This is a genomic window from Haloarcula sediminis, assembly GCF_035656455.1.
Taxonomy (GTDB): domain Archaea; phylum Halobacteriota; class Halobacteria; order Halobacteriales; family Haloarculaceae; genus Haloarcula; species Haloarcula sediminis.
On sequence record NZ_JAYMGA010000002.1, the window covers coordinates 21,674 to 40,465 of the forward strand.

Sequence of the window (18,792 nt, forward strand, 5' to 3'; positions counted from 1 at the left end):
TCGTCGCATCTAGCAACTTTTAACCGCCCGAATCCGGTATAACCGGGTAAGATGGCTAGCAACAAGATTCTGGGTATCGACCTCGGGACCACGAACAGCGCGTTCGCGGTCATGGAAGGTGGCGACCCCGAAATCATCGTCAACGCGGAAGGCGAGCGGACGACTCCCTCCGTCGTCGCCTTCGACGACGGGGAGCGCCTCGTCGGCAAGCCCGCGAAGAACCAGGCCGTAAAGAACCCCGAACAGACGATCCAGTCCATCAAGCGTCACATGGGCGAGGACGACTACTCGGTGACGCTGGACGGCGAGGAGTACACGCCCGAGCAGGTCTCGGCGATGATCCTCCAGAAGATAAAGCGCGACGCCGAGGAGTACCTCGGCGACGACATCGAGAAGGCAGTCATCACGGTGCCGGCGTACTTCAACGACCGGCAGCGCCAGGCGACCAAGGACGCCGGCGAGATCGCCGGCTTCGAGGTCGAACGCATCGTCAACGAACCGACGGCGGCCGCGATGGCCTACGGGCTCGACGACGAGTCCGACCAGACCGTCCTCGTCTACGACCTCGGTGGCGGGACCTTCGACGTCTCCATCCTCGATCTGGGCGGGGGCGTCTACGAGGTCGTCGCCACGAACGGGGACAACGACCTCGGGGGCGACGACTGGGACGAGGCCATCATCGACTATCTGGCCGACGAGTTCGAAGACGAGCACGGCGTCGACCTGCGTGAGGACCGCCAGGCCCTCCAGCGGCTGACCGAGGCCGCCGAGGAAGCGAAGGTCGAGCTCTCCTCGCGCAAGGAGACCCGCATCAACCTCCCCTTCATCGCGACGACCGACGACGGCCCGCTGGACCTCGAACAGAAGATCACGCGCGCGACGTTCGAGAGCCTCACCGAGGACCTCATCGACCGGACGGTGGGCCCGACGGAGCAGGCCCTCGAAGACGCCGGCTACGACAAGGGCGACATCGACGAGGTCATCCTCGTCGGCGGCTCGACGCGGATGCCCCAGGTCCAGGACAAGGTCGAGGAGATGACCGGCCAGGAGCCCAAGAAGAACGTCAACCCCGACGAGGCAGTGGGGCTTGGCGCGGCCATCCAGGGCGGCGTCCTCTCGGGCGACGTGGACGACATCGTCCTGCTCGACGTGACGCCGCTGTCGCTCGGTGTCGAGGTTAAGGGCGGCCTCTTCGAGCGGCTCATCGAGAAGAACACCACGATTCCGACCGAGGAATCGAAGATATTCACGACCGCCCAGGCCAACCAGACGCAGGTCCAGATTCGCGTCTTCCAGGGCGAGCGGGAAATCGCCGAGGAGAACGAACTGCTCGGCGCGTTCGCCCTCTCGGGCATCCCGCCGGCCCCCGCCGGAACCCCGCAGATCGAGGTCTCCTTCAACATCGACGAGAACGGTATCGTCAACGTCGAGGCCGAAGACAAGGGCTCGGGTAACAAGGAGGACATCACCATCGAGGGCGGTGCCGGCCTCTCCGACGAGCAGATCGAGGAGATGCAACAGGAGGCCGAGGAACACGCCGAGGAAGACGAGGAACGCCGCAAGGAGATCGAGGCCCGCAACGAGGCCGAGGCCGCCGTCCGCCGCGCCGAGACCCTCATCGAGGAGAACGAGGAGGACCTCGACGCCGATGTCATCGACGACATCGAGGCCAAGGTCGAGGATGTCGAGGAGACTCTCGCGGACGAGGACGCCGGCCGCGAGGACTACGAGGACGCCACCGAGGAACTGAGCGAGGCGCTCCAGGAGATCGGCAAGCAGATGTACGACGGCCAGGCCCAGCAGGCCGCCGGCGGCGCAGCGGGTGCCGGTGCCGCAGGCGCCGCGGGCGGTGCGGCCGGACCCGGCGGTGCCGGTCCCGGCGGCGCTGCAGGCGCCGGCGCGGCCGGTCAGGGCGAGGAATACGTCGACGCCGACTTCGAGGACGTCGAGGAAGAAGACGACGAGGAGTAACACGACGAGTTGTCCTCGTCGGCTCGATAGACGAGCGGAGCGAAGTCTTCCGGTGTCTGTGCGAACGGAGAGCGAAGGCGCGTCAGCGCATCGTGCTGACGCTGTCTGAGAAAGCGAGCGGAGCGACCTTTCTCAGTTTGACGAAAGCGACGAAGACGAGGAGCCATCTCTCTCGGTTCGGCGACGGGCCGGGCCGCTCTCTGAAGTGGGCGCGAACAACAGGACGCTTCGTTTTTCGGATCAGTTCGTTTCGTTCCCGATAGTGACCGTATCGAGCGTCTCGGTCCGGGTTTCGGGCGCGCCGGTCAGCCGCCCGGTCCAGACGACCTCGACGGTGTCACCGGTATCGAGATAGAACCCGACCGAGCCGTCGGCATCAAGGTAGTTTCCGTCGTCATCGGCGTCGACGCGCGGGTCGTCGACGGTGAACGTATCGCCCTCGGCTATCGGGAGCCCGCTCGACTCGTTCGCCCACGGGAGCCGCGTCGTAGTGCCGTTGTCGGCGTCGGTGACGACCAGGGCGACGGATTGTGTGGTCCCGGCGGCCAGGCGGTCGCCGCCGGCGTGGCTCACCGTCACCGTCCCCGTCGCGTCGTCGTAGCTCCCCTCGAAGTCGGCCGTCGGCGCCGCCGTCGCGAGGTCGGCGCCCGGCCCGACGAGGGCGGCCAGCGCGGCGACGACCAGCGCTGTGGCTCCCCAGACGGCAATGCGCTCTACGGTCACCGCGCCGCGGGCGTCCGACCTGACACTCATTGGAGGAACTGTCTCCCGGGTGCAAAATAAGCGCCCCGGTCGCAGGTACCGCCGGCTGTGCCGAGCCGACGGCGTTCGCGATTGGTGCGAGCGTCGGCCGACAGGACCTGTCCCGGACCCGTTCTTTTCAAGTAGCGCAAGCCAGTACCAGTTACACAACCAATGAGCCAGGATTTCTACGAGATACTGGGGGTCTCCCGGGACGCCTCCGAGGACGAGATACAGGAGGCTTACCGGCAGAAGGCCCGGGAGTACCACCCGGACGTCAGCGACGACCCCGACGCCGAGGAGAAGTTCAAGAAGGCAAAGAAGGCAAAGGAGATCCTGACCGACGAGGAGAAACGGCGGATGTACGACCAGATGGGTCACGACCGCTTCGAGCAGGCCGAAAAGCGCGGCGGCGCCGGCGGCGGTGGCGGCGGTATGGGCGGCGCCGGCGGCGTCGGTGGCGCCGGCGGCTTCGATATGCAGGACATCTTCGACCAGTTCTTCGGCGGCGGCGGTCGCGGCGGTCGCGGCGGTTCGCGGCGCCGGCAGGGCCAGGACCTCCAGACGCGCCTGACCATCGACCTCGAAGAGGCCTACAACGGCGCCGAGAAGCAGATAACGGTCACGCGCCCGGAGACCTGCGACGACTGCGACGGGAAGGGCCACCCGCCGGACGCCGACTCGGAGACCTGTCCGGAGTGTAACGGCCAGGGTCAGACGACGCGCGTCCAGCAGACCCCGATGGGGCGGGTCCAGCAGACCGCAGCTTGTCGGCGCTGCGAGGGCGATGGGACGCTGTACGACGAGACCTGTTCGACCTGTCGCGGCGACGGGACCGTCCGAAACGAGGCCACCCTGCAGGTCGACATCCCGGCCGGCATCGAGGACGGCCAGAGCCTCCGGATGGAGCGGGAGGGCGCTCCCGGCGAGAACGGCGGCCCCAACGGCGACCTCCTCATCCAGGTGTCCGTGCGTGACCACCCCGACTTCGAGCGCGACGGCGACGACCTCTCGCACAACCACGCCATCTCGTTCCCACAGGCGGTCTTTGGCGACACCATCACCGTCCCCACCCTCGACGGCGAGGTCGAGGTCGACGTGCCGAGTGGCACCCAGAGCGGCGAGGTATTCAGGTTAGAGGGCAAGGGGATGCCCCGCCTACGTCGTCGGGGCAGCGGCGACCTCTACGTGCAGGTGCAGGTCGTGACCCCCGATAGCCTCAACAGCGAACAGAAGGAGGCCCTCGAAGCCTTCGCCGAGGCCGGCGGCGAGGAGGTCGAGGTCGAGGAAGGGTTCTTCGAGAAGCTGAAGAACTCGCTGTAGTTTCGGCTCTCTTTTGTCCGGTCGCTGCCAACGAACTGCCATGGACACGCTGAGTGACCTGGTCGCGGCGGGTCGTGAGCGCGACGGAGTGTTCTTCTCGACGCCGGAGCGGTCGGCGCCGTACAGCTACCGGGACTTCTGTACGAACGTCTGGAAGGGCGGGAACCTCATGCGCCACTACGGGGTCCGCGAGGGGATGGCGGTCGCCGTCGTCGTCGGGCCGAAGAACCCGGTCGAGGGCGACGAGCCGGGCTATCTCCGTGACTGTCCCGACGGGCTGTTGGCGATACTGGCCGCGACGCTCGACGGCGCGGTCGCGGATATCGCGCCCGGCGACAAAGTCGAGGCGACGGCGCTTGTCGCGCCTGCGGCGTGGCTCGACCGCTACGAGCTGGCGCCGGGGACGAAGGCACTGGCCTACGGCGGCCCGAGCGACGACCCGACGGTTGCGGGGTTCGAGCGCGAGCTGTGGAGCGAAAACCCGCTGCAGCCGCCGGGCGAGCGCGCGCCGGACGACCCCGCCGTGCGGGACGCCGAGGGGACCTACAGCCACGGCGAGTTACTCGCGGCCAGCGAGCGCGTGGTCGAGGGCTACGACATCGACGCGGAGACGACCGTTGCCGTCCGGGCGCCGGTCACCTCGGCGGGGGCCGTCGTCGCGGGGCTACTCGCGCCGATGCGGGCGGGCGCGACGGTCCGCTTTGGCGACGACACAGCGAGTGACCTGGCGGTGGCTACAGGCGAGGACGTACCGGAGAAAACGGTTGTTCGGCCGGGCGATATCTCAGTGTGAAGCGCGGTACTCGCCGTGTTTGACGCCCAGAAGCAGCGTCACGACGCCGAACACGAGCAGACCGCCGAGCACCATCATCACGGTACTCGTCTGCATCGGGCTCATCAGCGTCCCGACCGCGAGGACGCCGAACAGGACGAGGAAAGCTACGGCCGTCTTCAGCGCGTCTAGTTCCATACGGGCGCGAATTAGGCGCCCATACCCATAGCCGTTACTTTACTCAGTGGGGCGAACGAGGTCGGCAAGCGACACCAGCGTCCCGAGGACCCAGCCGACGGGAAACGAGATAGCGAGCCACATAACGACGTAGCCGATCCCCTCCAGTTCGAACGTCCGGGAGAACGTCTCGGCGAGGCCGACGGGGGACAGCGCGTTGTCGAGCAGCCACTGGGCCAGTGCGGTGCTGTTCGGGAGCACGACGGCGGCCAGCATCTTCGAGAACAGCGCGGCCACGACCGGCGGCAGGAAGAGGGCGGTCATGGCGAAGGGGTAGGCAAGCAGGACCGTCGTCGCCCGTCCCCCGACCGACTTCGCCCCGACGGCCAGCGCGGCCGAGACGGTCGCGACCCCGCCGGCAAGCGCGATGGCGAGGAAGCCGCCGGCGATGAGGTCGAGCTGGAACCGGGCCAGGGCGGCAAGCGCCCCCCAGACCAGAAGCGAGAGCGCCACGACGCCAAGCAGTCCGAGGCTGGCCGCGGTGTGGCCGATGCGGCGGGTCTGGAACCGGACGAACGCGCCCAGAAGTACGAGCGGGTAGACCAGCGCGATGATCGGGATTCCCAGGGCCGACCAGGCGCGATACAGCACCATGCCCATCTGGGAGTCCGGCTGCCAGGTCCCCAACACCGTATCGCCCGCGCCCCGCTGGCGGGGGTAGACGAGCTCCATCCACGTCTCGTGTAACCGCCGGAGATCGATTCGGAGACCGGCGATTACTCCGTCGCTCCCGACTGACATACTCCCAGTTTACCCCTCCCCGTGGTAAAGCTTTCAGGCCGGGTCGAAAAGAGACGACAAGAAGAGAGCCGCTGACGCGATAGATGGGTCGTACTGTCGACCGCCCCAGTGTCAGTCCCAGGCGTCGGGGCCGAAGTCGGGGTCGACCTTGCGGTCCTCGCGGTCGATGTCGTCGATGCGTGCGATCTCCTCGTCAGTGAGTTCGAGGTCCAGGCTCCGCCAGTTGTCCGCGATGTGGTCGCGGCCGGTCGCTTTCGGGATGGCGGTGACGCCCTTCTCGCTGAGCCACGCCAGGCTGACCTGGGCGGCGCTTACGTCGTGGTCGTCGGCGATGTCGGTCAGCACGTCGCTGTTGAAGACGTCGCCGCGGGCCAGCGGCGAGTACGCGACGAGCTCGTAGTCGTGTTCGTCGGCGTGGGCGCGCAGTTCCTCCTGCTGGAGGAACGGGTGGATCTCGACCTGGTTGGCAAACAGCGGCGCGTCCAGGATATCCATGGCCTCCTCGACGTGGTGGGGCTCGAAGTTCGAGACGCCGACGTTGTCGATCTTGCCCTGCTCGTAGAGTTCGTCGAACGCGCCCAGAGTCTCCTCGGCGTCGTAGGCGCCGGCCGGCCAGTGGACGTACAGCAGGTCGACGGCGTCGACACCGAGGTCGTCCAGGCTCTGTTCGGTTGTCTCGTGGACGTCCTCGGGCGCGAGGTTCGCGTTCCAGACCTTCGTCGCGAGGAAGAGGTCCTCACGGTCGAGGTCGGCGGCGGCGATACCATCGCCGACGGCATCCTCGTTCCCGTAGGCCTGTGCGGTGTCGACGTGGCGATACCCCATCTCGATTGCGGTCTCGACGCTGTCGGCACACGCGTCGGGATCCTCATTTTGCCAGGTTCCGAGCCCGAGCATGGGCATCCCGCTTGCGCGCGCGACGCTGTCGGCTGTTGGCGTCTGCTGTGACATCACTTTGACTGTCGTGTTCGCGGCTGAAAAGGGGCCGGGAACCGGCCGAGCGGACCGACTGGAAACCGACATATTCAGGACGGGCCGGTCCCAACGTCGACCTATGACAGACGGTAGTAGGGACGTGTCTCGTCGGGCCTTTATGCGGACGGCGACGGGGGCGACGGCCGTCGCAGCCGCCACCGGTACCGCGGCCGCACAGGAGGGGACGGCGACTGAGAGTGGTACAGCGACCGGCACGCCGGCGGGCACCGCGACCGCCAACGGCACCGAAGCCGGCACCGAGACCGGGACGGCCGGTGGCGATGGCGGCGGTGGTGGCGGCGGCCCGCCGGACTTCGGCGGCTTCCTCGACGGGGTCGGGAACTTCGACGGGAGCGTCACCGACGCGACAGGACAGGACACGGCAACGGTCGAGGTCGGCGTCCAGGCCAACGGAGGGGCCTACGGGTTCGGACCGGCGGCTATCCACGTCGACAACGGCGCGACGGTCCAGTGGGAGTGGACCGGCGAGGGCGGCGGCCACAACGTCGTCCAGGACGGCGGGGACACCCTCGACTCGGGGGAAGCAGTGTCGAGTTCCGGCGTCAACTACGAGCACACCTTCGAGGAGGACGGCATCTACAACTACGTCTGTGTCCCCCACGAGGGCCTCGGCATGAAGGGGTCGGTCGTCGTCGGGAGCGACTACCCGACCCAGAGCACCGGCGGCGGCGGTGGCGGCGAGACCGGTCCGCTCGGGGTCCCCGGGAGCGCGAAGATGCTCGGTGTCGCCACCTCCGTCGTGATGGTCGCGACGCTGGGGATGGCGTACGTCTTCATGCGCTACGGCGGCGACTACGAGACGCCCGGCGACGAGTAACTAGCCGGTTCGGATCTCGACGTCGGCGTCACGGGGTTCGCCCTCGATGTCGTCGACGACGCGTCTGACGATTCTGGTCGCTTCCGTGCGGACGAGCGGTTTGACCTTCTCGATGACCCAGCCCATAGAGACGAGTCTCGGCAGGTCGACGGCGCTCGGTGAGGCCGAATCGGCGTCGTACTCGATGTGGAGGACGACTTCGGTGGCCGCCTCGACGCCCTCGGGCGCCTCGGTCGGCGTTATCCCCCAGTAGCCCTCGGCGTCGATGTCTTTCACGATGCGCCAGTCGATGCGCTCGGGCGGGTCGACACCGGTCACCTCCGAGCGGGCCGTGTAGGTGAGTTTCCACCACGAGAACTGGAGGGCGTATCTCGTCCCGACGGCGCCGTCCCCCTCCTGGGTCACCCGGTCGAGATACTCCGAGTACCGCGCGTAGCCCGGGAAATCAAGGAGGAAGTCGTACAGCTCCTCGGGGGGCGCGTAGACGACCGTGCGAGCCTCGAGTTCGTCCACACGAACCAAGGGGTCGGTCCCCACTGTAAGCTTTCGGCCACCAGCCGGTTAGAAATTGCCGGAAGATTCCCACAGTGCATGAATCGGAACAAGAAATATTATTACCCTGTATGCGATACGGTGTAGTATATGAGCGTATCCGAGATACAGAACGCCGAGGCCGACGAGGTGGGCTGGGAGGCCGTCGCGGACCTGCCGCCCAGCGCGAAACTCGTCGCGAAGGTACTGGAGTACAACGACAGCCTGACCCAGAGCCAACTCGCCGAGGAGACGCTACTGCCGCCCCGGACCGTCCGTTACGCGCTGACCCGCCTGGAGGATGTCGGCGTCGTCGGTTCCCGCTTTTCCTTCTCGGACGCGCGCAAGCGCATCTACGCGCTCACCATCGAGTAGTCGGGACACCGGACTCGACTGCACTCGCACGCGGTCACGGTCGCGCGGCCACCGCCGTGGCCCCCAGTCGGGGCAACGTTGATTAGTTCCGCGACTTAGATGTTCTGTATGAAAGTCGTCCTGATAGGTGTTGGTCAAGCCGGGGGGAAGGTAACCCAGTCCCTCGCGGAGTTTGACTACAACATGGGGTTCAACGCCGTCCGGGGCGCGCTGGCGGTCAACACCGCCAGAGCCGACCTCCAGAACCTCGAACTCGATACCACACTCATCGGCCAAGACCGCGTGAAAGGCCACGGCGTCGGCGGCGACAACGAGCTCGGCGCCCAGATAATGCAGGAAAACGCCACCGAGGTCCTCGACAACATGGACGGGCGCATCACCACCGAGGCGGAGGCCGTCGTCGTGGTCGCCGGGCTGGGCGGGGGCACCGGCTCCGGCGGCGCCCCGATGCTCGTCCGCGAGCTCAAGCGCATCTACGAGATGCCGGTCTACATGCTCGGTGTCCTCCCGGGCGACGACGAGGGCGGGCTCTACCAGGCCAACGCCGGCCGGTCGCTGAAGACCGCGGTCCGGGAGTCCGACTCGCTGTTGCTCGTCGACAACGACGCCTGGCGCGGCTCCGGCGACAGTGTCGCCGAGGGGTACGACCGCATCAACGACGCCATCGCCCAGCGCATCGGCCTGCTGCTTGCCTCCGGCGAGGCCGTCGAGGGCGTCGGCGAGAGCGTCGTCGACTCCTCCGAGATAATCAACACCCTGCGGGGCGGGGGTATCTCCGCCGTCGGCTACGCCAGCGCCGAAGCCAGCGAGGACGCCGACGAGAACGTAAACACCATCACCAGCGTCACCCGCAACGCCCTCCTGACCAGCATGAGCCTCCCCGACGCCACCGACGCCGAGTCCGCCCTCCTGGTCATCGCGGGCGACCCCGACCGACTCTCCCGGAAAGGCGTCGAGCGCGCGCGCCGCTGGGTCGAAGACGAGACGGGCAGCATGGAAGTTCGCGGGGGCGATTTCCCGCTGGGCTCGGATAAGATCGCCGCGCTGGTCGTCCTCTCAGGGGTCGAACGCTCCGACCGCGTCGACAAGTTCATGGAGAAGGCGAAAATAGCCGCGAAATCACAGGGCGGTAACAGCGATCCCGACGAGTTCACCAACGACGATCTGGACTCGCTGATGTGAGGGCCGGGAGCGCGCTCCGTCGCGCGACTCGGGGAAAGGCAGGCGCTCCTGTGGAGCATACCGCTCGCCGACGGCGAGCGGTTTCACCGAATCCGAACGCAGTGAGGATTCGGCCTTTTTCATCGACGTTTTTCAAGGAGTGGTGCCCACAGCGAACGGAGTGAGCGAGGACACCCGACGCAAAAAAAGGTCGGTAAAAAGGTACTATACGAGACTGGAGCCGTCGAACTCGGTCCGGTCGTAGTCGTGGTCCATCAGGTCGAGGATGGTGGGCGCGATGTCGTAGAGGTCGGCGTCCGCGATACGAGCGTCGTCGTCGTCGACGAACAGCGTGGCGTTGTCAAACGAGTGCATCCCGTTGCGGGGGCCGACGTCGAAGACCTCGTCGCTGCCCTTGAACCCGGCCTTGAGGTCGAAGCCGTGGTTCGGAACGACCACGAGGTCGGGGGCGATGTCGGTGTGGTCGCCCCGGAAGGCGTCCTCGCGGGTGACGACGCGGTCGGCGACCTTGTTGCCGTTGGGTCCTTCCAGGTCTTCGAGTTTCGCCTTGAGGTCGTCGCGGACGTCCTCGTACTCCGCTTCGGTGACGCCGCCGTTTGGCTCGCGTCCCTCCAGGTTGATGTAGAACCGGCCGGGAATGAGCGAGTAGGCCTTGGTGTCCTCGCTGATGTCGCCGAGTTCGGAGTGGTCCTCGTCGGCAAAGTCCAGCCACCCCTCCTGGGCGAGCCACTCGTTGAAGTGGACCTCGTGTTCGAGCGTGGTGAAGCCGTGGTCGGAGGCGACGACCATCGTCACGTCGTCGTCGAGTTGCTCGCGCAGTTTCCCCAGGTACTCGTCGACCTTGCGGTAGAAGTCGAAGAACTCCTCCTGGTACTCGCCGTCCTGCTCGTAGTGTTTGAACAGGAAGTGATTCACCCGGTCGGTGGTCATGAAGACGCCGAAAAAGAGGTCCCAGTCGTCTTCCTCGACGTAGTGGGAGAACGCCTCGTAGCGTTTCTCCAGGGTCCTGTGTGCGTCCTCGACGAACTCCGTCTTGTCGTCGTCGTGGCCCAGTTTGGCGTTGACGTCGATGCGGTAGTCGTTGGCCTGGAGATAGTCACGCAGGTCGTCCGGGTACGCCGCCTTGTCGACACCGGGCGAGAGGAAGCCCGAGACCATCCGCTGGACGTTGCGCTGTGGCGGGAAGGTGACGGGGACGTTCAGCACCGTGGCGTCACGGCCCGCGTCGGTGATGCGGTCCCACAGCCGGGTCGCCTGGACGTCCCGACCCATGGGGACGTAGGTGTCATAGGAGCCGACCTCACGGTCCTGAAAGCCATAGACACCGGTCTCGCCGGGATTGACGCCGGTCGTCAGCGCCGGCCAGCAGGCGCTCGACTCCGGCGGGACGATGCTGTCGATGGGGCCGGCCGCGCCCGACTCCTTGATCTCGGTGAGGTTCGGAAACACGTCCGGATGCTCGTCGATGAGGCTGTACGGTACCCCGTCGATGCCGAAGAAGGCGACGCGCGGCGCGTCGTCGCCTTTCAGACGGTCGAATAGTCCCATGGGAACCGTTAGACAGGTCGGGGACAAGAAGCTTCTTTTCGCACTTTCGTCAGGGAAAGCGGCAATATTAATTTCGCGTCGTTCCAGTGTGGCCGGTTACGCCGTCGAGGCGACCGCGCCGGGGGCTCGGGCGACCGGGTCCGCGCTGTCAGGCCGACCGGTCCGCGTTCGCCGGCACGACTGTGAGATGCGCGATGGCCGGCGGTGCTGGTCGCTCGGTGTCGGCGTCGAGGTCGAAGCCGTCCGTCGGCGGAGCGGACTGGTCGGTCGCCATGTGTACCTGTACCATCGGTCCGGCGCCCCAAAAGATTACCCATGCTCATACATAATCGGCAACCGCTTCCGGTATTACCGATAGAAATACAGCGCCGTGGGCCGTCGGCGCCGAGCGGAGCGAGGCGAGGTCAGTTGAAGTGCTCGTCGTAGAGGTCCTGTGCGTGTTCGATAGCGTCCATCGCGGCCTGTTTGTCCTCCCATCCCAGCGTCTCGACTTCCTTGCCTTCCTCCAGGTTCTTGTAGGTCGAGAAGAACTCGTCTATCTCGTCGAGGGTCTGCTGTGGGATGTCGTCCAGGTCCTCGATGTGGTCGTAGCGGGGGTCCTCGGTCGGGACGGCGATGACCTTATCGTCCTGTTCGCCGTCGTCGTCCATCTTCATCAGGGCGACCGGGCGGGCCTCGACGACACAGCCGGGGAACGTCTGGTCCTCGACGAGGACGAGCACGTCGAAGGGGTCCTCGTCGTCGTAGTACGACTGCGGGATGAAGCCGTAGTCGGAGGGGTAGTGGACGTTCGAGTGCAGCACCCGGTCGAGCACGACGCCGGGGATGTCCTTGTCGTACTCGTACTTGTTGCGTTCACCCTTGAGACACTCCACGACGGCGTAGATTTCTTCCGGCGGGTTCGGTCCGGTTTCGAGGTCTTCCCAGAGATTTGTCATCGTTCCCGTGTGCGTCGGGGGGTCAAAAAGGAGTTTCGTAATTCGGGCGGCGCCCGTCGTGCATAAGCTACTTGTCGGCTGACAACAGAGTCGCCTGTACGGCGTTAGGACCCTCCTACTACCGACCGTCGGCACCCCGCCATAGCCTGCTCGATGAGCCTATTGACCGGGTCTGTGACAATTATTGATTTCCGATATATCGGCCACTATCGGCTGATACTACCCCGACATACGTCGAAGTTAACAAGTGTTAAATAGCTTGATGACATCTAACTAACTATGTCAGAGGCACAATCCGTAGCGAGCAGTCCCGGTGTCGCAAAAGACCTGACCGCCTTCCAGCAGAACATCCTCGTAATCCTCGCCGAAGAGCCACGGTATGGACTGGCTATCAAGCGAGAACTGGAGTCCTACTACAGTGACGAGGTCAACCACGGCCGCCTGTACCCCAACCTCGACGACCTCGTCGAGATGGATCTGGTCGAGAAGAGCGAACTCGACAAGCGTACGAACCAGTACTCCCTGACAGCAGAGGGCAAGGAAGCAGTGCTTGACCAGCTCGGCTGGGAGTTCTCGAAGTTCGTCACCGGCGGCGACCGCGCCGAGGAGCTGCACGACCTCGTCGACGACCAGGCGTAAGCGCTCCCTACAGACGTTCGGCTTCTTCGACCGCTAGCTGCACAGAGTCTTCCAGCAGCGCGCGCTGTTTCTCGGTCGGCCAGACGTTGCGCGGGAAGTACTCCTCGCGGAACTCGGCCAGTTCCGCCGGCGTGGCCTCGGCGATAGGCTTCGCGTAATGGTTCCCCATGAAGTCCGCGAGGGCCCGCGCCGTCGCGGCGTGGGCGTCGCCGTGTTCGTCCCGGACCGCCTCGACGACGGCGCGGTTCTGTTCTTCGACCTCATTCCACTCGTCGGGGTCCCCTGGGCCCGAGAGGCGAATCTCGACGCCGCGGTCCGTGTCCTCGACGCGGTCGGGCCGGATAACGCCGTCCTCGACCCACTCGGATGGGTAACAGACGAGCACGTCCCCGGTGTCCTCCTCGCGGATGCGGGCCTCGTAGTCGTGTTCGTCGAGCAGGGCCGCCCGCTGGTCGCGGTAGGTGGCCACCGCGCCCTCGTCGACGGCCTGGCGGGCCAGTCGGGTGAGTCGTTCCGCCTCGTCTCGCGTGTCGGCTGGGAGGTCAGGCATCGTCCAGTGCGTCGTTTGCCAGTTGGTCGGCGCGGTCGTTTATTTCCCGCGGAACGTGTTCTAGCTGCCAGTCGTCAAAGCCCGTGAGCAACTCCCGGACGCGCACGCGCCGCTCGCGGAGTTTCGGGTCGTTGGTGTCCCACTCCCCGCGGACCTGCTTGACGATGAGCTCGGAGTCCCCCCGGATGTGGACCTCGTCGAAGCCGTAGTCGGTCGCGACCTCCAGGGCCCTGATGAGGGCGGCGTACTCGGCCTGGTTGTTCGTCGCCCGGCCGATGGTCTCGCCGCCCTCGGCGACGATGCCGCCGTCGTCGACCAGCACGTACCCGACCGACGAGGGGCCGGGGTTCCCCCGGCAGGCGCCATCGAAGTAGGCGTGGACGCGGCCGCCGTCGTCGCCGCGCAGCAGGGCTTCCAGCTGTGCGGTGTCGCCCCCCTGGACGACCACCTTGTCGTCGTAGGCGACCGCGGTCGCGCCGCCATAGGTCGCGCGCCAGCGCTCGTGGTCGGTGTTGCCGTCTGTGACATCGACGCCGGCCTCAACGAGCGTCTCGCGGGCGGTGTCGGGGTCGCACTCGATAACGGGCATTGGTGGGAGAGACCGGGCCGGCGCTAAAGGGGTTGTGGTCGGGCTTCCAAGGGGTGTCTCACAGCGGTGGTCTCCGGCCGTTCGATATCCGATTCGCGTCTCGGACCACGACGAGGGACAGGTTCATACAGACCAGGAGCAAATTCGGGCGTAGATGCGACTCGACGAGTTCATCGAGGGGTACGAGCGCGACGAGGCCGCCGAGAAGCGCCGCCTCGCCGAGGAGAAGTCCTACGCCATCACCGACCACCTCGAAGACGTCGAACGGCAGTTCGACGAGGCCCTCCAGGGCGACGCGCTGTTTGGCTCGACCGCACCCGAAATCTTCGTCGGCCGGTCGGGCTACCCGAACGTCTCGACGGGACTGCTCTCGCCCGTCGACCGCGACGCCGCCGCCGAGGGGTACGCCACCAGCGGCGACTGGTACAGCGAGGGGCTGGGTATCGAGGACGTACTCCAGCGCCGGACCGGAATGTTGAACTCGACGCGGACGACCGCCGTGGATTCGGTCCAGACGGGCGGCCGTCGGAGTCGGGACACCGGTAACGCCTACGACGTGTGGGAGGGCTTTGTCGGCGTCCAGCGCGAGGTCGCCATCGCCGACCACCCGGTCGACGTGGAAGTCGGGCTCGACGGGAAACCCGACATCGACCTCTCCTTCGACGACGTTGGGACGCCGACCGGCCCGCGCGCGACGGCGACGGGCGCGGACCTCACCGAGAACCCCCACGTGCCCAGAGCCGTCGAGAAGACGCTCGAAGACGACGACTGGCAGGCCCAGGGGGCGATGACCTATCTCTACCGGCGGGGGTTCGACGTCTACGACATCAACACCATCCTGTCGGCGGGGGCGCTCGGCCAGGCCAGCGAGCGGTCGCTGGTGCCCACGCGCTGGTCGATTACCGCGGTCGACGACACCGTCGGGCAGTATCTCCGCGGCACGCTCCGGAACAGCGACACCATCGACAAGCCCGAGCTCTGGTACAACGAGTACATGGGCAACCGCTACTGGGTCATCCTCGCGCCGGGCCGCTGGGAGTTCGAGCTCGTCGAGATGAAAGCGCCCCAGAGCGTCTGGAACCCCCGGCCCGAGACGGGCTACTACATGTCAAGCGCCTACGAGGGGTTCGAGGGACGGACCGGCTACGTCGAGGAGACCGCCGGCGCGTACTACGCCGCCCGCCTGGGTGCGCTGGAGCACCTCAAAGAGCGGGGCCGGCAGGCCAAGTGTCTCGTCCTCCGGGAGATAACGGACGAGTACTGGGCGCCCGTGGGGGTCTGGCAGGTCCGGGAGGGCGTCCGCAACGCCTTCGAGGGGGAGCCCGGCATCGGCCAGACGTTCGGCGAGACGCTCGATGCGATCGCGGACCAGCTACCCGTCCCGATGGGGGCACTGCGGCGCAAGTCCGAGCTGGTCGCCGGCCTGCAGTCCCAGCTCTCTGACTTCTAGGGCGGCCCCGGGTCGTCGGTTCCGACCCCGCCGCCCTCGCGTAGTTTTCGAGTTTAATACAGCGTTTCAGGGCCGCTATCTGCCGAATCGACGGTTTTACACGGTCGAGCCTGCGAGAGTCAGACGTGCCCTCACAGCCACCGGATGCTCCCCGCGCCGAGCTAGAGAGCGAGGCCTACCACATCACCGTCGACGACGGGGCGGACTCGTTCTGTGCGCTCAGCATCGAATCGCCCGAGAACGACCAGGCGTGGCTCATCTCGGATACGGTCACCGCCTTGGAGTCGATGCGGTAGTTACTCCGTCGGGACCGGCCCGGTGCCGATGACCTCCCGCACCGCGGCCTCGAACTCGTGTCGGTCCGGGAAGTACGTCTCGTCGACCGACTCCAGCACCGAAGCCAGCTCCTGTGGCCCCTCCGGCGTCCGGATAGTCGTGTCACCCTCCCGGTCGACGACGGTACTGTGTTCGATACCCCACGAGAGCCGTGCGGTCACCCGCGAGAGCGGGGCGCCCGCAACGTCGGGGCCCTCGCCGAGCTCGACGGCCGGTTCCGCCTCTTCCTCGCTGTCCTCATCGCTCATATCGGAACTGTGCCCGCGGGCCCGATTAGTGCTTTCGGAACGCCGGCCACGCGTCGCTCGCGCTCGCCCGCGTCATGCGGGCGTCTGACGGGTAGTTTTGAGGAACGGCGTTCTAGTGCTTCTATGACCAGTCTGACGGACGTGTACGAGGGGGAGGTCGGCCGCGTGGCGACGCGGCGCCAGCAGCTCGTCGGGGGCGGGTTGTTCCTGGCGGGGGCGGCGGGGCTCGTCGGCGCCATCGCGCTGGCGACCACCGGGCTCGGGACGACGCTGGGGCTGGGGGCGTACGCGGCCCGGGAGGTGGCCGGCGTCGTCGCCGGCGCGGGGCTGCCGGCGGTCGTACTCGGCATCTTCGCCGTGCTCCCGGCGGGTCCCCGGACCCGGCTGACCGCGGTCGCCGGCGCCGCTGTCGCGCTGGTCGGCGTGGTCGCGTTCCAGCGGCTCTACCCGTACAGCTGGATGGCCGACGCCCCGCTGCTCGCGCTCGGCGCCAGCACCGTCTACTTCGTCGGCGTGTTGACGACGTTCTGGTGTCTGTTCGCCGCCCTGGCGACGTTCAAGACCCGCAACGACCCCGGCGGCACCGCCCGCATGGAAGTCACCGAAGAAGGGACCATCAGACTCGTAGAGCAGTCCCGTTCGTTCCCCGGACTGGGCGGCATCGGCTTTTTCGGGCGCGACCCCGACGGCGACATCGAGACCCAGACCAACCGCCGCGAGGCGGCCACCAGCGATGGCGGGGCGACCCAGCGCGGCGCCGACGGGAACGGAGTCGGTAGCAAGTCGACCGCCGAGTCCAGTGCCGCCAGTCAACAGCGCGATACCGGTCCCCGACAGCCCGACCGCGGCGCCCAGCAGTCCGGCTCCAGCGCTCCGCCGACCGCGCCGGCCGAACACGAACTCGACCCGAAACTGGCCAACGCGGGCCCGGAGGCGTCGCCCTCGACTGACGGCGGCACCACGACCGCCACCGGCCGGGACCCCATCACCGAGACGGCGGCCCACCGCGGCGAGCCCGACAGCTACTGTGGGAACTGCCGGCACTTCCAGTACGTGATGGACGAGGGTGATGTCGCTCCATACTGCTCGTTCCACGAGGAGACGCTGGACGACATGGACGCCTGCCCCGCCTGGGTCGATAACGGATAGACCGACAGAACAGCCGTTTTCCCAGACCCGTGACTGCCAGCGACGAGGCGCTGTCCGGGGACGCCACCCGGTGAGGAACCCCGGCGTTTAACACAGGCGGGCGGCCTAACGTGGGGTAACAATGGAATTTTGCGACGACTGCGGCTCGATGATGAAGACGGAAGACGACATGTGGGTCTGTGGGAGCTGTGGCTACGAGAAGACGCGAAGCGCCGAGGCCGACAAGAAAGCGGTCACGACACAGGGCCAGGAGTCCTCAGAGATCGTCGACACCTCCGAGGTCGACCCACAGGACATGGGACCGACGACGAACGCGCGCTGTCCGGAGTGTGGCAACGAGCGGGCGTTCTACGAGATGAAACAGATCCGGGCCGCCGACGAGTCCGAGACCCGCTTTTTCACCTGCACCGAGTGCGAGCACAAGTGGCGGGAGGACGACCACTAGGGTCGTGGCGCCCGACGCCGCGTTCCCGGTCGTCCCCGAAACGCGGCTGGCAGACAGCGGGTGGGAACTGCTCGACGAGCGCGTCGAGACCGTCTTCGAGCTCCAGCGTGCAAAGGTCACCGGCGCGACCAGACTCTACGACGACGTGCGAACGCGCGAGGCCGCCGAGTCGGCGGCCGGACTCAACCGGCAGTGGCGGTTTTTCTTCGCGACGGCGCTTTCCTTCCGCCCGCCGCTGGCGCCCGGTATCGGCCCGATGATGGTGCTGCCGACGATACGTTCGGAAGCGGGGTCGGCCTTCGCGAGCGAACTCCGGGACCGGGGCTTCGAGAACGTCTCGCGTGGCCGCAGAGAGCGGGCTCGGACCGAACGCGGCGACAGAGTGCATCTGCGGAGCTACACGGCCGAACTCCCGCTGGATGACGTGGCGGCGACGCTGTCGATAACGGGCTGGGTCGGTGTCTGGCACGCCGACGGGTTCCGCATCGCTGCGGGCGCCTACCCGGGAGAGTCGGTCGGCGACACTCTCGGTCTCGACGACCCGGACGGGCCGCTGGACCGGTCACCACAGGAGTACCGCGACGAACTGCTCGATCTCATCCGCGCCGTCGAGTGAGCGCCAGGAGCGGGCCGTCCGGGACCAGTTCGACCGGCCCCAGCCCGAGCCGCCGGGCCAGGTCGCCCGGGACAGCGTCGTCACCGACGCGGGCCAGTGGCACCCCGCGAACGCGGACCTCGGCGGTCAGTCCGACGGAGGAGAGCAGCGCCGCCGCGTCCATCACGCCGAGCGGTCGGTTCCGGTACAGCGAGACAGCGGCGGAAACGGAGGGCAGGTCGAGCGCCACGAGGTCGTCGTAGCCCACGACGCCCGCCGGGTGGCCGTCCAGCTCGACGTCCAGGTCGGCCTCGACCGACAGCGCGGGCCGCCCTTCGAGGGCGTCCAGCAGCTCCGCGAGGGTCTCGGGCCCGTCGCCGTGCTGTCCGGTCGGTGTCGCCGTCACTCCTTCTCGCGGGCCTTGACGGTGAGCGTGCCGTCGACACGCCAGTAAGCGTACTCGGGGTCCTCGCCCGTGGTGCTGGGGACGTCGACCTCCATGTCCTCGAACTCGTACGTTATCTCCGCGTTCCGACCGGTCAACCGGTCGTACAGCCCGATAGCGAGTTCGGGCCACGTCGTCGTCTCGTCGGGAGCGTCGCTCATGCAGGGGGATATA

25 protein-coding genes are annotated in these 18,792 nt (G+C 66.9%); 12 read left to right on the forward strand and 13 right to left on the reverse strand.

From position 1 onward, the window contains the following. Positions 1-51: 51 nt before the first annotated feature. Entirely contained in the window at positions 52-1,971 is a 1,920-nt protein-coding gene (gene dnaK, locus VJ162_RS05745; protein ID WP_324662999.1) for a molecular chaperone DnaK, read from the forward strand. 240 nt (positions 1,972-2,211) lie between these two features. On the opposite strand, the gene VJ162_RS05750 is transcribed toward dnaK, so the two are convergent. After that, a complete protein-coding gene (locus tag VJ162_RS05750) occupies positions 2,212-2,724 on the reverse strand; it encodes a hypothetical protein (protein ID WP_324663000.1) in 513 nt (170 codons plus the stop codon). 162 nt (positions 2,725-2,886) lie between these two features. Here VJ162_RS05750 and dnaJ point away from each other — a divergent pair, with 162 nt between their 5' ends. Beyond that, positions 2,887-4,035, forward strand: a complete 1,149-nt coding sequence (dnaJ, locus tag VJ162_RS05755; protein ID WP_324663001.1) for a molecular chaperone DnaJ — start codon at positions 2,887-2,889, stop codon at positions 4,033-4,035. A 40-nt stretch (positions 4,036-4,075) separates the two neighbouring features. Beyond that, positions 4,076-4,828 carry a hypothetical protein gene (locus VJ162_RS05760; RefSeq protein WP_324663002.1) on the forward strand — a complete coding sequence of 251 codons (753 nt, stop codon included), beginning with the start codon at positions 4,076-4,078 and terminating at the stop codon, positions 4,826-4,828. On the opposite strand, the gene VJ162_RS05765 is transcribed toward VJ162_RS05760, so the two are convergent. From VJ162_RS05765 to VJ162_RS05775, 3 genes are all read right to left on the reverse strand, one after another. Then, positions 4,820-5,005 carry a DUF7333 family protein gene (locus tag VJ162_RS05765; protein ID WP_324663003.1) on the reverse strand — a complete coding sequence of 62 codons (186 nt, stop codon included), beginning with the start codon at positions 5,003-5,005 and terminating at the stop codon, positions 4,820-4,822. The genes VJ162_RS05760 and VJ162_RS05765 overlap by 9 nt on opposite strands. Positions 5,006-5,044: 39 nt before the next feature. Then, positions 5,045-5,785: a hypothetical protein gene (locus VJ162_RS05770; RefSeq protein ID WP_324663004.1), complete on the reverse strand. Its 741-nt coding sequence runs from the start codon at positions 5,783-5,785 to the stop codon at positions 5,045-5,047. A 111-nt stretch (positions 5,786-5,896) separates the two neighbouring features. Beyond that, positions 5,897-6,688, reverse strand: a complete 792-nt coding sequence (locus VJ162_RS05775; RefSeq protein WP_324663215.1) for an aldo/keto reductase — start codon at positions 6,686-6,688, stop codon at positions 5,897-5,899. A 151-nt stretch (positions 6,689-6,839) separates the two neighbouring features. On the opposite strand from VJ162_RS05775, the gene VJ162_RS05780 reads away from it, so the two are divergent. Next, positions 6,840-7,598 carry a halocyanin domain-containing protein gene (locus VJ162_RS05780; RefSeq protein ID WP_324663005.1) on the forward strand — a complete coding sequence of 253 codons (759 nt, stop codon included), beginning with the start codon at positions 6,840-6,842 and terminating at the stop codon, positions 7,596-7,598. On the opposite strand, the gene VJ162_RS05785 is transcribed toward VJ162_RS05780, so the two are convergent. Further along, on the reverse strand, positions 7,599-8,111 hold the full coding sequence (locus tag VJ162_RS05785; protein WP_324663006.1) for a type II toxin-antitoxin system RatA family toxin: 513 nt from the start codon (positions 8,109-8,111) through the stop codon (positions 7,599-7,601). It abuts the gene before it with no gap. A 129-nt stretch (positions 8,112-8,240) separates the two neighbouring features. On the opposite strand from VJ162_RS05785, the gene VJ162_RS05790 reads away from it, so the two are divergent. After that, entirely contained in the window at positions 8,241-8,504 is a 264-nt protein-coding gene (locus tag VJ162_RS05790) for a MarR family transcriptional regulator (protein WP_324663007.1), read from the forward strand. 108 nt (positions 8,505-8,612) lie between these two features. Beyond that, complete coding sequence (locus VJ162_RS05795; RefSeq protein WP_324663009.1) at positions 8,613-9,686, forward strand: tubulin/FtsZ family protein; 1,074 nt, start codon at positions 8,613-8,615, stop codon at positions 9,684-9,686. A gap of 204 nt (positions 9,687-9,890) precedes the next feature. On the opposite strand, the gene VJ162_RS05800 is transcribed toward VJ162_RS05795, so the two are convergent. The 3 genes from VJ162_RS05800 to VJ162_RS05810 form a co-directional block, all read right to left on the reverse strand. Then, on the reverse strand, positions 9,891-11,234 hold the full coding sequence (locus tag VJ162_RS05800) for an alkaline phosphatase family protein (RefSeq protein ID WP_324663010.1): 1,344 nt from the start codon (positions 11,232-11,234) through the stop codon (positions 9,891-9,893). A gap of 148 nt (positions 11,235-11,382) precedes the next feature. Beyond that, positions 11,383-11,523: a hypothetical protein gene (locus VJ162_RS05805; protein ID WP_324663011.1), complete on the reverse strand. Its 141-nt coding sequence runs from the start codon at positions 11,521-11,523 to the stop codon at positions 11,383-11,385. Between the two features lie 115 nt (positions 11,524-11,638). Continuing rightward, a complete protein-coding gene (locus VJ162_RS05810; RefSeq protein ID WP_324663012.1) occupies positions 11,639-12,172 on the reverse strand; it encodes an inorganic diphosphatase in 534 nt (177 codons plus the stop codon). 279 nt (positions 12,173-12,451) lie between these two features. On the opposite strand from VJ162_RS05810, the gene VJ162_RS05815 reads away from it, so the two are divergent. Next, a complete protein-coding gene (locus tag VJ162_RS05815) occupies positions 12,452-12,811 on the forward strand; it encodes a PadR family transcriptional regulator (protein WP_324663013.1) in 360 nt (119 codons plus the stop codon). Positions 12,812-12,818: 7 nt separating this feature from the next. Here the strand turns inward: VJ162_RS05815 and VJ162_RS05820 are convergent, their stop codons facing one another. Together VJ162_RS05820 and rnhA are read right to left on the reverse strand one after the other, a co-directional pair. After that, positions 12,819-13,361, reverse strand: coding sequence for a DUF7108 family protein (locus VJ162_RS05820; RefSeq protein ID WP_324663014.1), 543 nt, complete (start codon positions 13,359-13,361; stop codon positions 12,819-12,821). Beyond that, positions 13,354-13,950: a ribonuclease HI gene (rnhA, locus tag VJ162_RS05825; RefSeq protein ID WP_324663015.1), complete on the reverse strand. Its 597-nt coding sequence runs from the start codon at positions 13,948-13,950 to the stop codon at positions 13,354-13,356. Before rnhA ends, VJ162_RS05820 begins: the two co-directional genes overlap by 8 nt. 154 nt (positions 13,951-14,104) lie before the next feature. On the opposite strand from rnhA, the gene nreA reads away from it, so the two are divergent. Both nreA and VJ162_RS05835 read left to right on the forward strand, forming a co-directional pair. Next, positions 14,105-15,400 (forward strand): DNA repair protein NreA, encoded by a 1,296-nt coding sequence (nreA, locus tag VJ162_RS05830; protein WP_324663017.1) that lies wholly within the window; start codon positions 14,105-14,107, stop codon positions 15,398-15,400. 125 nt (positions 15,401-15,525) lie between these two features. Continuing rightward, positions 15,526-15,696, forward strand: a complete 171-nt coding sequence (locus tag VJ162_RS05835; protein WP_324663019.1) for a hypothetical protein — start codon at positions 15,526-15,528, stop codon at positions 15,694-15,696. On the opposite strand, the gene VJ162_RS05840 is transcribed toward VJ162_RS05835, so the two are convergent. Then, complete coding sequence (locus VJ162_RS05840; protein WP_324663020.1) at positions 15,697-15,984, reverse strand: DUF5789 family protein; 288 nt, start codon at positions 15,982-15,984, stop codon at positions 15,697-15,699. It abuts the gene before it with no gap. 123 nt (positions 15,985-16,107) lie between these two features. Here VJ162_RS05840 and VJ162_RS05845 point away from each other — a divergent pair, with 123 nt between their 5' ends. From VJ162_RS05845 to VJ162_RS05855, 3 genes are all read left to right on the forward strand, one after another. Beyond that, complete coding sequence (locus VJ162_RS05845) at positions 16,108-17,133, forward strand: DUF7139 domain-containing protein (RefSeq protein ID WP_324663021.1); 1,026 nt, start codon at positions 16,108-16,110, stop codon at positions 17,131-17,133. A 121-nt stretch (positions 17,134-17,254) separates the two neighbouring features. After that, positions 17,255-17,578, forward strand: coding sequence for a transcription factor S (locus VJ162_RS05850; RefSeq protein WP_324663022.1), 324 nt, complete (start codon positions 17,255-17,257; stop codon positions 17,576-17,578). Between the two features lie 4 nt (positions 17,579-17,582). Continuing rightward, positions 17,583-18,194, forward strand: a complete 612-nt coding sequence (locus VJ162_RS05855; RefSeq protein ID WP_324663024.1) for a hypothetical protein — start codon at positions 17,583-17,585, stop codon at positions 18,192-18,194. On the opposite strand, the gene VJ162_RS05860 is transcribed toward VJ162_RS05855, so the two are convergent. Together VJ162_RS05860 and VJ162_RS05865 are read right to left on the reverse strand one after the other, a co-directional pair. Then, entirely contained in the window at positions 18,175-18,579 is a 405-nt protein-coding gene (locus tag VJ162_RS05860; RefSeq protein WP_324663025.1) for a hypothetical protein, read from the reverse strand. The two genes, VJ162_RS05855 and VJ162_RS05860, sit on opposite strands and share 20 nt — an antisense overlap. After that, positions 18,576-18,779, reverse strand: coding sequence for a hypothetical protein (locus VJ162_RS05865; RefSeq protein ID WP_310917573.1), 204 nt, complete (start codon positions 18,777-18,779; stop codon positions 18,576-18,578). Before VJ162_RS05865 ends, VJ162_RS05860 begins: the two co-directional genes overlap by 4 nt. Between the last annotated feature and the right edge of the window lie 13 nt (positions 18,780-18,792).